Raw genomic sequence first — 13,853 nt, 5'->3', positions numbered from 1 at the left:
CAAGTGGGCCGTTAGCTCAGTTGGTAGAGCAGGAGACTCTTAATCTCTTGGTCCTAGGTTCGAGTCCTAGACGGCCCACCACTTTCCCCTTCGATGCGAATCGGCGATCATATGCGCCGTCCGCGACGCGCGCTTCGGCTTCACCGCCAAACCTCCGAACACGCTGACGAAGACCGAACAAACGGCCTTCGTGCTTCGCGCGACTATGGATAGAAGCCGGGCGAACGTGGCGGAACTGGTAGACGCACTGGATTTAGGTTCCAGCGGGGCAACCCGTGAGAGTTCGAGTCTCTCCGTTCGCACCACATATACAGTTTTGATCGTGCAAGCGATCAAGCGATTTATCTTTATGCTGTCTCGCCTGCATCCAGCGTGCACGCGATATAATTTCCAATTCAAGAATTTCAGGTGCCAGCCATGCAAGTCTCCGTCGAAAACCTGGGCAAACTCGAACGCAAACTCACCGTCCGCGTTCCCGCCGATCAATACGAATCGCAGGTCAAGGCACGCCTTGCCGAAGTCGCGCGCAGCGTGCGCCTCAAGGGCTTTCGCCCCGGCAAGATTCCGCCCAAGGTGATCGAACAGCGTTTCGGCTCGCAGGTCCGCGGCGAGGCGATTTCCGAGCTGATCCGCAACAGCTTCAACGAAGCGGTAGGCAAGGAGAACCTGCGCCCGGCGATGTCGCCCGAGATCGACACCACCGGCGTGCCCACCGACGGCCAGATCGAATACACGGCCAAGTTCGAAGTACTGCCTGAGGTCGGCACGATCGACGTCAGTCAGCTCGAAATCACCAAGTCCAGCGCCAACGTGAGCGATGCCGATGTCGACGCCATGATCGAGACCCTGCGCGCGCAACGCCGCGACTGGGCGCCGGTCGAGCGTACCGCGCAAGCAGGCGACATGGCCCTGTTCGAGTACTCGGCACAGGGTGCGGACGCGAGCGGCAGCTTCCGCCATCCGGCCGAGGGAACCGACCGTGTCGGCACGATCATCGGCTCGGGTGCGATGACGACCGGCATCGAAGACGCGCTGATCGGCCACGCCACCGGCGACACGGTGAACGTCGAAGTCGATTTTCCAGCCGACTTTCGCGAACCCGCGCTGGCCAGCCGCCGCGCCCAGGTCGAGGCCAAGCTGATTCGCCTGCAGGAATCGAAGCTGCCCGAGGTCGACGACACCTTCATTCGCGCCTTCGGCATCAGCGACGGCGGCATCGAAAAATTCCGCAGCGACGTGCGCGCCAACCTCGAGCGCGAACTCAAAGGCATGCTTTCGGCGCGTTTGAAGAACGAAGTCGTCGGCAAGCTTGTCGATGCGTATCCGCAGATCGATCTGCCCCAGGGCATGATCGACCGCGAGGCACAGACGCTCGCCCAGCAGGCGCAGGAGCAGGCCCGCCAGCAAGGCCAGGTCGCCCCGGGCCCGGAAGCCTACGCGGAAATCGCGCGCCGCCGTGTTGCCGCCGGCGTGCTGGTTGGCGAAATCGCGCGTGCGAACAATATCCGCCTGGACAACCGCCGCGTGGCCGAAACTCTGGCTTCGTTCGCGTCGACTTACGAGGAACCGGAGCGCGTGGTTGAACTTTACCAGCGCGACCCCCAACTCATGAGCGGACTGCAGAGCCGCGTGATGGAAGATCAGGTCGCCGACTGGATCGCCGATCACGCCAAGGTGACCGAGCAGACGCTGAGCTTCGGCGAGGCGATGCGTCCGACCTGATCCACTGCAGAAAAATCGTTTGATGCAGAACAGTTTTCGGAGAATTGCATGACCGCCAGTCACGAACCCACCCGCAGCCTCAATCTCGTGCCGATGGTGGTCGAACAGACCTCGCGCGGCGAGCGCGCTTACGACATCTACTCGCGCCTGCTCAAGGAGCGCGTGGTGTTCTGCGTCGGCCCGATCGACGACTACATGGCCAACGTCATCGTCGCGCAGTTGCTGTTCCTCGAGTCGGAAAACCCCGAGAAGGACATCAACCTCTACATCAACAGCCCCGGCGGCGTGGTCACCGCGGGTCTCGCGATCTACGACACGATGCAGTACATCCGTTGCGACGTCAGCACGATGTGCGTTGGCCAGGCCTGCAGCGCGGCCTCGCTGCTGCTGATGGCCGGCGCCAAGGGCAAGCGTCTGGCGCTGCCGAACTCGCGCATCATGATCCACCAGCCCTCGGGCGGCGCGCAGGGCCAGGCGACCGACATCGAGATCCAGGCGCGCGAGATCCTGTATCTGCGCAACCGTTTGAACAATATCTACGTCAAGCACACGGGCCAGACGCTCGAGCAGATCGAGCGCGACATGGAGCGTGACCGCTTCATGAGCGCCGAAGACGCCAAGAGCTACGGCCTCATCGATTCGGTACTCGAATCGCGTCCGGTCGAGTCAATCAAGACCGCCTAAGCGCCCGTCGCCGTTGACGAAAACTGGTGCGGGAGCGCGATTCGCCGCTCCCGCCAATGCAAATCCAAATCCGCTGGATTGCCTAGCAATCCGGCCAGCCTATGCTATTCTTTCGACTGACATTTCTTTGTAAAGGAACCGGGGCCCGGCATGAGTGACGATCGACAGAGCCGCTCTGGCGACAACAACAAGATTCTGTACTGCTCGTTCTGCGGCAAGAGTCAGCACGAAGTCCGCAAGCTGATTGCGGGCCCGAGCGTGTTCATCTGCGACGAATGCGTCGAGCTGTGCAACGACATCATCCGCGAGGAACTCGAGGAAAAGGCCACCGGCGCGCGCAACCACCTGCCCAAGCCGAAGGAAATCCTCGACGTCCTCGAACAGTACGTGATCGGGCAGACGCGCGCGAAGAAAACGCTCGCCGTCGCCGTGTACAACCACTACAAGCGCATGGAATCGCGCAAGGCCAACGACGAGGTCGAGCTGGCCAAGTCGAACATCCTGCTGATCGGTCCGACCGGCTCGGGCAAGACGCTGCTCGCGGAGACGCTGGCGCGCCTGCTCAACGTGCCGTTCACGATTGCCGACGCGACGACGCTGACCGAAGCCGGCTACGTCGGCGAGGATGTCGAGAACATCATCCAGAAACTGCTGCAGAAGTGCGATTACGACGTCGAGAAGGCGCAGACCGGCATCGTCTACATCGACGAGATCGACAAGATTTCGCGCAAGAGCGAGAACCCGTCGATCACGCGCGACGTGTCGGGCGAGGGCGTGCAGCAGGCGCTGCTTAAGCTGATCGAAGGCACGATCGCCTCGGTGCCGCCGCAGGGCGGGCGCAAGCATCCGCAGCAGGAATTCCTCCAGGTCGACACCAAGAACATCCTGTTCATCTGCGGCGGCGCGTTCGCGGGCCTCGAGAAGGTGATTCAGCAGCGCTCGGAGTCGACCGGCATCGGGTTCGGCGCGGAAATCCGCAGCAAGTCCAGGCATACGAACGTCGGCAAGGTGCTCGCCGATGTCGAGCCCGAGGATCTGGTCAAGTTCGGCTTGATCCCGGAATTCGTCGGCCGTTTGCCCGTGGTGGCGACGCTGGAAGAGCTCGATGAGGCCGCGCTGGTGAAGATTCTCACCGAGCCGAAGAACGCCATCGTCAAGCAGTTCAAGCGCATGTTCGAGATCGAGGGTACCGAACTCGAATTCCGCCCCGACGCGCTGCTCGCGGTCGCGCGCAAGGCGCTCAAGCGCAAAACCGGCGCACGCGGCCTGCGCACGATCATCGAGTCGGTGCTGCTTGAGACGATGTACGAACTGCCTTCGCTCGAGCATGTCAGCAAGGTCGTCGTCGACGAGGCCGTGATCAACGGCAACGCCGAGCCGTACCTGATCTACCGCGGCATCCAGTCGCGCGCGGCGGCGGAGTAACGACGCCGCAGGCAGAGAGAGCGCTCGCATGGGGCGTCGGCCCCGAAACGACCAGCAGGTTGGCGCCTACGAAAAGGCGATCTCCCTGCTTGCGCGGCGCGAGCACTCCGCGCGCGAATTGAAGTCCAAGCTCGAACTGCGCGGGCTCGACGCTGGCGAGACCGACCAAGCTCTTCGCCAGCTGCAATCTAAGGACTTCCAGAGCGACGACCGCTTCGGCGAAATGCTCGTCCGTTCGCGCCTCGAAGGCGGCTACGGCGCACGCTGGATCATCGCCGAACTGCGTCAGCACGGCATCGCAGAGGGCAGGGCGCGCGAACTGATCGAGGCCGCCGACCCGGACTGGCCCGAGCTCGTCCGTCGCCAGTTGCGCCGTCGCTACGGCGCCGGCAAACCGGTCGATTTCGCCGAGCGCAACAAGCGCGCGGCCTTCCTCTTGCGTCGCGGCTACGACACTGCAACTGTTACAATGATCACCCGCGCGGAAGGGTTCGACGACACGGCAGACGACTCGGAATGAGGGGTTCGCTGGCCGTACGTCCCTGTGCGCAGCGAATTCCTGTCGAAACGTTCCGATGAAAACCAGCGCCGAAATCCGCCAGACCTTCCTCGACTTCTTCCAGTCCAAGGGCCACACCATCGTGCCCTCGGCGCCGCTCGTGCCGGGCAATGATCCGACCCTGCTGTTCACGAACTCGGGCATGGTCCAGTTCAAGAACGTCTTCCTCGGCAGCGAGAAACTGCCCTATGTGCGCGCGGCCGACGTGCAGCGCTGTCTGCGCGCCGGCGGCAAGCACAACGACCTCGATTCGGTCGGCTACACCGCGCGCCATCACACCTTCTTCGAGATGCTCGGCAACTGGTCGTTCGGCGATTACTTCAAGAAGGAAGCGATCGCCTGGGCCTGGGAACTGCTGACCGACGTCTACAAGCTGCCGAAGGAGCGCCTGCTCGTCACGGTCTACCACACCGACGATGAAGCCTACGAATTGTGGAACAAGATGATCGGCATTCCGGCCGATCGCATCGTGCGCATCGGCGACAACAAGGGTGCGCCGTACGCCTCGGACAATTTCTGGCAGATGGCCGACACCGGACCGTGCGGGCCGTGCACGGAAATCTTCTACGACCATGGCGCGCACATCGCCGGCGGCCCGCCGGGATCGCCCGACGAGGATGGCGACCGCTTCATCGAGATCTGGAACCTCGTGTTCATGCAGTTCGATCGCGCGGCCGACGGCACGCTGACCAAGCTGCCGGCGCCTTGCGTCGACACCGGCATGGGCCTGGAACGCCTCGCCGCCGTGCTCCAGCATGTGCATTCGAACTATGAGATCGACCTGTTCCAGGCGCTGATCAAAAAAGCTGCCGAGCTGACCAACACCAGGGATCTCGAAAACAAGTCATTGCGCGTGATCGCCGATCACATCCGCGCGACGAGTTTCCTCGTCGTCGACGGCGTGCTGCCGTCCAACGAGGGCCGCGGCTACGTGCAGCGGCGCATCATCCGCCGCGCGCTGCGCCACGGCTACATGCTGGGCCAGAAGCAACCGTTCTTCTACAAGCTCGTCGACACGCTCGTCGCCGAAATGGGCGAGGCCTATCCCGAGCTCGCGGCGAAGAAGGACATCGTCGCCAAGGCGCTCAAGGCCGAGGAAGAGCGTTTCAGCGAGACGCTCGAGAACGGCATGAAGGTGTTCGACGAAATCGCCGCGCGCGCACAGAAGACGATTCCCGGCGCCGATGCGTTCCGTCTCTACGATACCTATGGCTTCCCGGTCGACCTCACTGCCGACATCGCGCGTGAGCGCGGCTTGACCGTCGACATGGCCGGTTTCGAGCAGGCGATGAACGAGCAACGCGAGCGCGCCCGCGCGGCGAGCCAGTTCGAGTCCAAGGCAAGCCTGTCGGCCGAACTCGTGCAGAAGCTTACGCCGACGCAATTCCTCGGCTACGAGTCGCTGGCTGCGGACGGCCTGCACGTCATCGCCATCGTGCGCGGCGACCAGTCTGCCGATGTGCTCAACGATGGCGAGGAAGCGACACTGATCCTCGACCGCACGCCGTTCTACGCCGAATCGGGCGGCCAGGTTGGCGACACCGGCACGTTGGCGGCGGGCGAGGGCAGGTTCACGGTCACCGATACGATCAAGCTCGCCGGCAGCTTCCACGGCCATGTCGGCCGCTGGAACGGCAAGCCGCTGCACGTCGGCGCGGCGCTGCGCGGCGACGTCGACGGCGCGCGCCGCCAGGCGATCGTGCTTAACCATTCGGCAACGCATCTGCTGCACTCGGCGTTGCGCCAGGTGCTCGGCGAGCACGTCGCGCAGAAAGGCTCGCTCGTCGCACCCGATCGTCTGCGCTTCGACTTTTCGCACAACGCGCCCGTATCGCGCGCCGACTTGCAGCGCATCGAAATGCTGGTCAACGACGAGGTGCGCCGCAACGTCGCCGCCGACGTGCGCCACATGAAATACGACGAGGCGATCGCGTTCGGCGCGATGGCGCTGTTCGGCGAGAAGTACGGCGACGACGTGCGCGTGCTCAAGATGGGCGATTTCTCGACCGAACTCTGCGGCGGCACGCACGTCGGCCGCACCGGCGACATCGGCCTGTTCAAGATCACGAGCGAGGGCGGTGTCGCCTCGGGCATCCGCCGCATCGAGGCGGTCACCGGCGCAGGCGCACTCCAACACGTCGAGGACGAGGAAACGCAACTCGAGCGGATGGCGCAGCTCCTCTCCGCGAGCGGCGGCAACCTTGTCGACAAGCTGCAGGCCCTGTTCGATCGGCAGAAGAAACTGGAACGCGAGCTCGAAGGCCTGAAGGCCAAGGCGGCAAGCGCCGCGGCTGGCGACCTCGCCGGTTCTGCCCGCGACATCGGGGGCATCAAACTCGTGGCCGCGCGCTTGCCCGGCGCCGATGCAAAAGCGCTGCGCGACAGCGTCGATCAGCTCAAGCAACAGCTTGGCGACAGCGTCGTGCTGCTTGCTGGCGCCAACGACGGCAAGGCCTCTCTGGTCGCCGGGGTCAGCGGAAAAGCGCTGGGCAAGGTCAAAGCCGGCGACATCGTCGCGCACGTCGCGGCGCAGATCGGCGGCAAGGGCGGCGGTCGCCCCGACATGGCCCAAGGCGGCGGTGAGGATACGCCGGCCTTGGCGGCTGCGCTGCAATCGCTGCCCGAATGGATCGAGGCCAAAATACTGTGATCTGCATCACATGTACAGCGTCGACCAGTCCCGATTCGTTGCATGCCCGAAATGCGTGGGCTAGTATCGTTTGATTGATTGGATCAAGCCGCGCGCAGTCGGTTTTGCTGAAAGATTGCGTGCTGCAGCCCGGTCTACCCCGCAGGGCGGGAATCCTTTCCCGTAGCGTTTGAGCCGTTGCCGTGTGCGTGCCGTCATGGCTGATGTTGCGCATTGAGTCGTTTGGAACGACGAACTGGCTGAAGGAGATTTGTATGCTTATCTTGACCCGTCGCGTTGGTGAAACATTGATGATAGGAGAGTCGGTCAGCGTGACGGTTCTCGGCGTCAAGGGCAATCAAGTTCGTATTGGAATCAACGCGCCGAAGGACGTCGCGGTTCATCGCGAGGAAATCTTCCAGCGCATCAAACGCGAACATTCGGATCAGGGCGACAACAACTCGCCGCCGCCCACCAGCTGAATTCTCTTTACCTGCGCCCCCGAAATGGCTATCTTATGCGGCCCCGCAGCCGCATGGTTCAGTCGCGTATCGGGTGCTGCTAGGCGCCCGCCAAGGGTGCCTGAAATTCCCGGAGAGATGCCCGAGAGGCCGAAGGGGCTCCCCTGCTAAGGGAGTATAGGGTCAAAAGCTCTATCGAGGGTTCGAATCCCTCTCTCTCCGCCATATATGCCTGCAGCTACAACGGCCAAACCGCTCGGTTCTGGCCGTTTTGCTTTTCAGGATCGCCAGACGATTCTCGCGCCGTTGCGTGGCATATTCGCGCACGAATCGAGCGACGTTCAATACGGCAACGTAGCGAATGAAGCCGCTGCGGCGATCAAGGGGCGACGTTGGCGAAGTTGAACGAAGTCGTCGAATTCATCGATACCGCACTGCAATGAAGCGATGCGGAGGAATGAAGCCAGTTGCGGTCGGGGTAGTAAGCGAAAAGATACTGACCATCCTTGAGACGATTGATGATCGGTTTGGCAACGGCGGTTCGCACCGCCGGGCAGCCCCAGCTCAGGCCAATACGGCCGGTTGTCCGCGCGAGTTCCTCGCTGACGTACCAGGCGCCGTGCATGACGATCGCGCGCTCGCGGGCGCGGTCGTTGAAGCCGGGATCCAGGCCGTCGAGCTGCAGCGCGATGCCTTCCTTGCCATAGAACACGCCGGCAGTGCGATACAGCCCCAGGCTCGATGCCAGGCTGCCGTCATGATTGGAAAACATGTGCGCGATGCCGTCGCCCGAATTGCGCCCATGGGCCACCCATTCGAAAAACTCGAGCGCGCCGGAAGCGAGATCGAACACCCATAGGCGGCGCTGCGCGGAGGGTTTGGAATAGTCGATCACGGCGAGATGATCCGAGGCCGGCAGGCCACGTTCGATCGCGCATTCGCGCGCGTCAAGCGCAAGCTGGATGACATTGGGGTCGGCCGTCGGGGCCGCGGCAGCGAGGCGTGCGGCGAGCGTGTCGGTCGCCGCCGCGGTGTTCGTCAGGCTCAGCAGCGCCGCGGCGATAACGATTTGATTCATATCAGAATGGATGATGTCAGAAGCGGCGATCGTACGCGATATTCAGGATGGTATTGAAGAGGGTCGCGATGCGCTGGAGAAGCAGGGACATGGGCGTCGAACGGTCTAAGCTGGCATTCTGCGGATTGGCCGCACTCGGCTTGGCGTTGTTCGCCAACGCTCGCGCCGCGGAGAATACACTCGCACAACGATTGCGCGAACGCGCCGAACAAGTATCTGCCGCCTCGGTGCAGGCACGAAACGTCGCAGCATTCTACGCGCAACGCGATTACGCGCCGGCCTGGCAGAGTCCGGCGCGCGTCGCCGCGCTGGCGACGGCGATCGGCAGCACGCGCAGCGACGGGCTCGATCCGCAGGCTTATCACTATGCAGATCTAGTTGCGGTGCAAGCCGATCCCGCCCGCGCCGCGACTACGGACGAGCAGCGCATCACCCTCGATTTGCTTGCCACGGATGCTTACCTGCAGGCGATGAATGACCTTCGTTGGGGCAAGCTCGATCCGGACCGCATCGATCCGAACTTCAACTTTGCACCACTTCCGGTGGAGCGCGAGGCATGGCAACGAGACATATCATCGGCCCTCGATCACGCGGATATTGACGATCTTTTCGCGCAAGCGCGCCCACAGCACGCCGCGTACGCGCGCTTGCGCGGCGCGCTGCAGAAGCTGCGTGATATCGATGCGGCTGGCGGTTGGCCTGCGATTGCCGACGGTCCCGCGCTGAAACAGGGCGATTCCGGCCCGCGCGTGGCCGCGTTGCGCCGCCGCCTCATCCTGGGCGGATACCTGGCCGAAGGCGACGAGGGCGGCGAACGTTTCGATGCGCCGCTCGAAACGGCGCTACGTGAATTCCAGGCCGAGCAATATCTCGAGGTCGATGGCCGCGTCGGCGAACGAACGCGCTCTGCGCTCAACCTGCCGGTGCGCGCGCGCATCGACCAAGTGCGGGTCAATCTTGAACGCGCGCGCTGGCTGTTGCCGCAAATTCAGGGCGACGTCGTCGTTGTCGATATTGCCGGATTCAAGGCGACCTATTTCCACGAGGGCAAGCCGGCCTGGTCGACGCGCGCGCAGGTAGGCATGCCTTACCGCAGTACGCCGAGCTTCAAGTCGAGCATCGATACGGTCACGTTCAATCCGACCTGGACCGTGCCGCCGACGATTCTCACCCAGGATCTGCTGCCGAAGATACGACGCAACCCCGCCTCACTGGCCGCCAACCGCATCCGAGTGTTCGATGACTCGGGCCACGAGCGCGATCCCTCGAGCGTGGACTGGAACCATCCTCGCGGCATCGTTCTGCGCCAGGATGCCGGCGAGGGCAATTCGCTTGGCCGCGTCGCGATCCGTTTTCCGAATCCTTACGGGGTCTACATGCACGATACGCCACACAAGGAGCTGTTCGCCGAGGAGCGCCGCGCTTTCAGCTCCGGCTGCATTCGCATCGAACGGCCGCTCGAACTTGTGGAGCGCCTGCTCGCAGGCATGCCCGACTGGGATCGAAAGAAGATCGACGCCGCGATTGCGGCTGGAGGAACCCGAAGCGTCGCGCTTGAGCATCCGCTGCCGATTCTCATCCTTTACTGGAGCGTCGATACGCACGACGGCAATCGCATCGCATTCAAGCCCGACATTTACGCCAAGGATGCGGCGATATTGCGTGAACTCGACCGTCCTCGTGCGGGCGCCGGCATTGTCGCCGATCCCTGATCGAAGCCCGTAGTTCACGCATGCGATAGTAGAGAGAGAGGCGCGAGTACTAACGCGCGGCGGTTTGTGTGGGGATCGCCGAGGATGACAATTGCCTGCTCAGATTGACGGCGACCGCCAAGAGTGCCGGCCCGATGAAAACCCCGGCGACACCAAACGCCAGCACGCCACCGAGAACCCCCATGAAGGTCAACGCGAATGGCACGCGACAGTTGCCTATGTGGACCGAATCGATACACGACCAGATGGGCTGCGACCCGCTCGTGCTTCGCCTCGCCAAAACAGCCAAAGGCCCAGCCACGACGTGAGCATCGCGATCGCCGCCCACTTGAGTCGGCGGCGCCACCAGCAGGCCCCGCGAACAAGGATGGCAGTCGGGGCAATAATCCCCCCCGCCGCGAACACCACGACGGCGATGCCGACGGCAATTTCGTCGAGCAGGACTACGATGTGAAGATATTCCGCAAACCAGTCCATGACTTCACGTCCGGCATGTTGATAGATTAAATATAGGCTGCGGGCCCGCCTAAACATTGACATACGTCAACTCGCGGTCAGATCGCGGCGGGTAGAAATATCCAATGAAAGACGAAGTACGGCTGCAACCCACGCCGCCGGCTGGGCTCTCCAGCGCTGAAGCAGCGGCTCGCTTGAGCACATTCGGAGCCAACGAGCTGCCCAGACCGCCCCGGCGAGGGGCGATAAGGATTCTTCTTGGCGTGCTGAAGGAGCCGATGTTCTTGCTGCTGGTACTCGCCGCCGGTATCTATCTGGCGGTGGGCGGGCTCGGCGAGGGTCTGCTCATGATGGGTTTCGCGGGCCTCACCATCCTCTTGGTCGTCGTGCAAGAAACGCGCAGCGAAAACGCGCTGGAGGCGCTGCGGGCGCTGGCCACCCCGTCGGCGCGAGTCATGCGGGACGGGCGCGAACAGAGAATCAGTGCGCGCGACGTCGTCCCGGGCGATCTGCTGTTCATCGCCGACGGCGAGCGCGTGGCAGCCGATGCGCTCCTGCGCCGAGCGGAAAATGTGAGCGTGGACGAATCGCTCTTGACCGGCGAATCTGTGCCCGTCCCCAAGCGCGCGGATGCCGACGATGCGAGCGATTCGACAAGTCGCTCGGTGTTCGCGAGCACGCTGGTCACGATGGGACGCGGACTGGCCGAGGTGGTGCGCACCGGTGCGAACACCGAGGCCGGAAAGATCGGCGTCTCGCTGGCCTCCATCGAGGTCGAGCAAACGCTCTTGCAGAAGTCATTCGGCCGCCTCGTCCGGCTGTTCGCGATCGTCGCGGTGCTCGCGAGTGTACTCGTGGCGCTCCTCTACGGTTTCATCCATCACGACTGGCTGCAGGGCACGCTGTCGGGCATTGCGCTTGGCATGTCGGCGCTGCCCGAAGAGTTCCCGATGGTGCTTGCCGTCTTCGTCGCGCTGGGCGCGCGACGGCTGGCGCGCCTGCATGTTCTGGTGCGTCGCACGGCGATCATCGAAGTGCTGGGCGCATGCAGCACGCTGTGTGTCGACAAGACCGGAACGCTGACCGAAAACCGAATGGAGGTCTGCGGGCTGAATGTCGCAGGCAAAACGTTCGATCTTGGCAAGAACGAAGCGGAGGTGCCGCCGTACTTCGCCGATCTTGTTCGGCAGGGCGAGGCCGCATCGGCGCGTACGTCCAACGACCCCATGGATGCCGCGGTCCATCGCTTGGCCGCCTGCTTACCGGCGCTGAATGGCGATGGCGACACGAACGTGCTCCTGCGCGAGTACGGCCTGACGCAAGAGCGAGCCGCCGTCGTGCGCGTGTGGCAATCAACGCAAGGCAGGTACGCGGCTGCCAAAGGCGCGCCGGAAACGATCGCCCACATGTGCAGGCTCACGCCGGACGAGCAGAACTCTCTGCTGGCTTCGGTTGAGGCTTATGCGAGAAGTGGCATTCGGGTCCTCGCTGTCGCATTCACCCAATCGGTTCCGGTTGACTTGCCGCAGGATCCGAATGAGCTGGGCCTGCAACTGTCTGGTCTCTTGGCGTTTGCGGATCCGCTGCGCGACAGCGCAAAACACGCCGTCATGCGTGCGCGCGAAGCAGGTGTGTCCGTCGTGATGATCACCGGAGACTATCCCGCTACCGCGTTGGCGATCGCACGCCAAGCGGGAATCGATTGCAGCGCGCCGGTCGTAACCGGAGCCGACGTGGCGAGTGCCGACGACGAAACCCTTCGGCGCATGGTCAGGACGACGCGCGTGTTCGCGCGTATTCGACCGGAACAGAAACTGCGGCTGGTACGTGCATTCAAGGCCAATGGCGAAGTGGTCGCCATGACCGGCGACGGTGTCAACGACGCGCCGGCCTTGAAAGCCGCGCACATCGGTCTGGCGATGGGCGGGAGGGGTACCGACGTCGCCCGCGAAGCGGCCTCGATCGTTCTCCTGGAAGACGACCTCGCACACCTCATCGCCGGCATCGAAATGGGGCGGCGGATTTTCGACAACCTGCGCAAGGCAACGATATACATCGCGGCAATCCATATCCCGATTTGCGGCCTCGCGCTTTTGCCGCTTCTACTCGGATTGCCGCCACTATTGCTTCCGTTGCATGTCGTCCTGATCGAAATGATCATCGACCCCATCTGCGCCATCGCGTTCGAGAACGAGCCGGTAGAACCCGGAACGATGCAGCAACCGCCACGTCGACCGGGCGAGTTGCTGCTCGGAGCATCGCAGCTCGCGATTGCCGGTATTCAAGGCTCGCTGCTCCTGGGCGCCTCCTTTGGCGTCTATGCTGCAGGAATCAGTTCGGGGCTGGAGACAAACATGGCTCGGGCGATTGCCTTCATCGCCTTCACCGCGGGGAACCTCGTCCTCATTCGCGTCGTCGGCACACGCCGGTCGACGTTGGCGCATCTCTTTGCGCGCGACCACGGGGCATACTGGAGCGTCGCCGCCATAGCGGTTGCCGTCGTCGCTTTATGCATCACGCTGCCGAGTCTGCAAGGGCTGTTCCACTTCCAGGCGCCACCGGCGAAACTTACGATCTTTGGTTTGTCCGTAGGTGTCGCTTCGGCGCTCCTGTTTGATCTGGCCAAGCTGTCTGCCACGGTGCAACACATCCTAGGGCGCGCATCGCCCAATAACGCAACTCAACGAGGAGAACCGACATGAAAGTGCTCTTTGCATCGGACGGAAGCGAGTGCTCCGGTCGCGCGGCGCAGTATCTGGTCAAGTCGCTGCGTGCTCAGGTCAAGGACCTCAAGGTCACGCTGTTCTACGTCGACATTCCCATGCTTGATCGAGTTGCCGCTACGCTTGGTGAACTTCGCGTTGCCGAGATTCACCGGGAAAACAGCGACGAGTACTTGAAATCCGCTCGCCAGCGGCTGCGCCGCGCACGGATCGCTTTCGACGAGACTTATGCCGTCGGAAACGCGGCGCAATGCATTTCACAAAAAGCGGTGAAGGGAAACTACGACCTCGTACTGATGGGTTCCCACGGGCGCACTGCGCTCAAGAGCGTGTTGCTCGGATCGGTCACCGCCAGGGTGTTGTCGCAATGCGCTGTACCGGTGCTGGTCGTGCACTGAAACGAG

The 13,853-nt window shown here is 63.0% G+C and carries 11 protein-coding genes and 3 tRNA genes; 12 read left to right on the top strand and 2 right to left on the bottom strand.

Annotation, left to right across the window (positions count from 1 at the left end; all coding sequences use genetic code 11):
- Window positions 1-5: 5 nt before the first annotated feature.
- The 9 genes from F455_RS0110250 to F455_RS0110210 all read left to right on the top strand — a co-directional run bounded on the left by F455_RS0110250 (window position 6) and on the right by F455_RS0110210 (window position 7,705).
- A tRNA-Lys gene (locus F455_RS0110250) sits at window positions 6-81 on the top strand.
- Window positions 82-220: 139 nt separating this feature from the next.
- A tRNA-Leu gene (locus F455_RS0110245) sits at window positions 221-305 on the top strand.
- Between the two features lie 112 nt (window positions 306-417).
- Window positions 418-1,722, top strand: coding sequence for a trigger factor (gene tig, locus F455_RS0110240; RefSeq protein WP_018973197.1), 1,305 nt, complete (start codon window positions 418-420; stop codon window positions 1,720-1,722).
- A 48-nt stretch (window positions 1,723-1,770) separates the two neighbouring features.
- The gene (gene clpP / locus F455_RS0110235) at window positions 1,771-2,406 is read left to right on the top strand and encodes an ATP-dependent Clp endopeptidase proteolytic subunit ClpP (RefSeq protein WP_018973196.1); all 636 of its coding nucleotides are present in this window, start codon (window positions 1,771-1,773) and stop codon (window positions 2,404-2,406) included.
- A 150-nt stretch (window positions 2,407-2,556) separates the two neighbouring features.
- A complete protein-coding gene (gene clpX / locus F455_RS0110230; RefSeq protein ID WP_018973195.1) occupies window positions 2,557-3,831 on the top strand; it encodes an ATP-dependent Clp protease ATP-binding subunit ClpX in 1,275 nt (424 codons plus the stop codon).
- A 28-nt stretch (window positions 3,832-3,859) separates the two neighbouring features.
- Window positions 3,860-4,351, top strand: coding sequence for a regulatory protein RecX (locus F455_RS0110225; RefSeq protein WP_018973194.1), 492 nt, complete (start codon window positions 3,860-3,862; stop codon window positions 4,349-4,351).
- Window positions 4,352-4,406: 55 nt separating this feature from the next.
- Window positions 4,407-7,040, top strand: coding sequence for an alanine--tRNA ligase (alaS, locus tag F455_RS0110220; protein ID WP_018973193.1), 2,634 nt, complete (start codon window positions 4,407-4,409; stop codon window positions 7,038-7,040).
- A gap of 254 nt (window positions 7,041-7,294) precedes the next feature.
- Complete coding sequence (gene csrA / locus F455_RS0110215; protein WP_026293263.1) at window positions 7,295-7,501, top strand: carbon storage regulator CsrA; 207 nt, start codon at window positions 7,295-7,297, stop codon at window positions 7,499-7,501.
- Window positions 7,502-7,612: 111 nt separating this feature from the next.
- Window positions 7,613-7,705 (top strand) — tRNA-Ser (locus F455_RS0110210).
- 154 nt (window positions 7,706-7,859) lie between these two features.
- Here F455_RS0110210 and F455_RS0110205 read toward each other — a convergent pair.
- Window positions 7,860-8,570: a murein L,D-transpeptidase catalytic domain family protein gene (locus tag F455_RS0110205; protein WP_425413743.1), complete on the bottom strand. Its 711-nt coding sequence runs from the start codon at window positions 8,568-8,570 to the stop codon at window positions 7,860-7,862.
- 77 nt (window positions 8,571-8,647) lie between these two features.
- Here F455_RS0110205 and F455_RS0110195 point away from each other — a divergent pair, with 77 nt between their 5' ends.
- Window positions 8,648-10,270, top strand: a complete 1,623-nt coding sequence (locus tag F455_RS0110195) for a L,D-transpeptidase family protein (protein WP_083918905.1) — start codon at window positions 8,648-8,650, stop codon at window positions 10,268-10,270.
- A 216-nt stretch (window positions 10,271-10,486) separates the two neighbouring features.
- On the opposite strand, the gene F455_RS0110185 is transcribed toward F455_RS0110195, so the two are convergent.
- The gene (locus F455_RS0110185; RefSeq protein ID WP_157578723.1) at window positions 10,487-10,747 is read right to left on the bottom strand and encodes a hypothetical protein; all 261 of its coding nucleotides are present in this window, start codon (window positions 10,745-10,747) and stop codon (window positions 10,487-10,489) included.
- 104 nt (window positions 10,748-10,851) lie between these two features.
- Between F455_RS0110185 and F455_RS20505 the strand changes: the two genes are divergently transcribed.
- On the top strand, window positions 10,852-13,428 hold the full coding sequence (locus tag F455_RS20505; RefSeq protein WP_083918904.1) for a cation-translocating P-type ATPase: 2,577 nt from the start codon (window positions 10,852-10,854) through the stop codon (window positions 13,426-13,428).
- A complete protein-coding gene (locus tag F455_RS0110175) occupies window positions 13,425-13,847 on the top strand; it encodes a universal stress protein (protein WP_018973185.1) in 423 nt (140 codons plus the stop codon). Before F455_RS20505 ends, F455_RS0110175 begins: the two co-directional genes overlap by 4 nt.
- Window positions 13,848-13,853: the final 6 nt, after the last annotated feature.

It is taken from the genome of Rudaea cellulosilytica DSM 22992 (assembly GCF_000378125.1).
GTDB classification, from domain to species: Bacteria; Pseudomonadota; Gammaproteobacteria; order Xanthomonadales; family Rhodanobacteraceae; genus Rudaea; species Rudaea cellulosilytica.
This window is presented reverse-complemented; position numbering and strand designations above follow the sequence as displayed.

What these genes read in the sequence shown, in the direction of transcription:
- tig (WP_018973197.1), top strand. Translation starts at nt 418, where the DNA reads ATGCAAGTCTCCGTCGAAAACCTGGGCAAACTCGAACGCAAACTCACC.
- clpP (WP_018973196.1), top strand. Translation starts at nt 1,771, where the DNA reads ATGACCGCCAGTCACGAACCCACCCGCAGCCTCAATCTCGTGCCGATG.
- clpX (WP_018973195.1), top strand. Translation starts at nt 2,557, where the DNA reads ATGAGTGACGATCGACAGAGCCGCTCTGGCGACAACAACAAGATTCTG.
- F455_RS0110225 (WP_018973194.1), top strand. Translation starts at nt 3,860, where the DNA reads ATGGGGCGTCGGCCCCGAAACGACCAGCAGGTTGGCGCCTACGAAAAG.
- alaS (WP_018973193.1), top strand. Translation starts at nt 4,407, where the DNA reads ATGAAAACCAGCGCCGAAATCCGCCAGACCTTCCTCGACTTCTTCCAG.
- csrA (WP_026293263.1), top strand. Translation starts at nt 7,295, where the DNA reads ATGCTTATCTTGACCCGTCGCGTTGGTGAAACATTGATGATAGGAGAG.
- F455_RS0110195 (WP_083918905.1), top strand. Translation starts at nt 8,648, where the DNA reads ATGGGCGTCGAACGGTCTAAGCTGGCATTCTGCGGATTGGCCGCACTC.
- F455_RS0110185 (WP_157578723.1), bottom strand. Translation starts at nt 10,747, where the DNA reads ATGGACTGGTTTGCGGAATATCTTCACATCGTAGTCCTGCTCGACGAA.
- F455_RS20505 (WP_083918904.1), top strand. Translation starts at nt 10,852, where the DNA reads ATGAAAGACGAAGTACGGCTGCAACCCACGCCGCCGGCTGGGCTCTCC.
- F455_RS0110175 (WP_018973185.1), top strand. Translation starts at nt 13,425, where the DNA reads ATGAAAGTGCTCTTTGCATCGGACGGAAGCGAGTGCTCCGGTCGCGCG.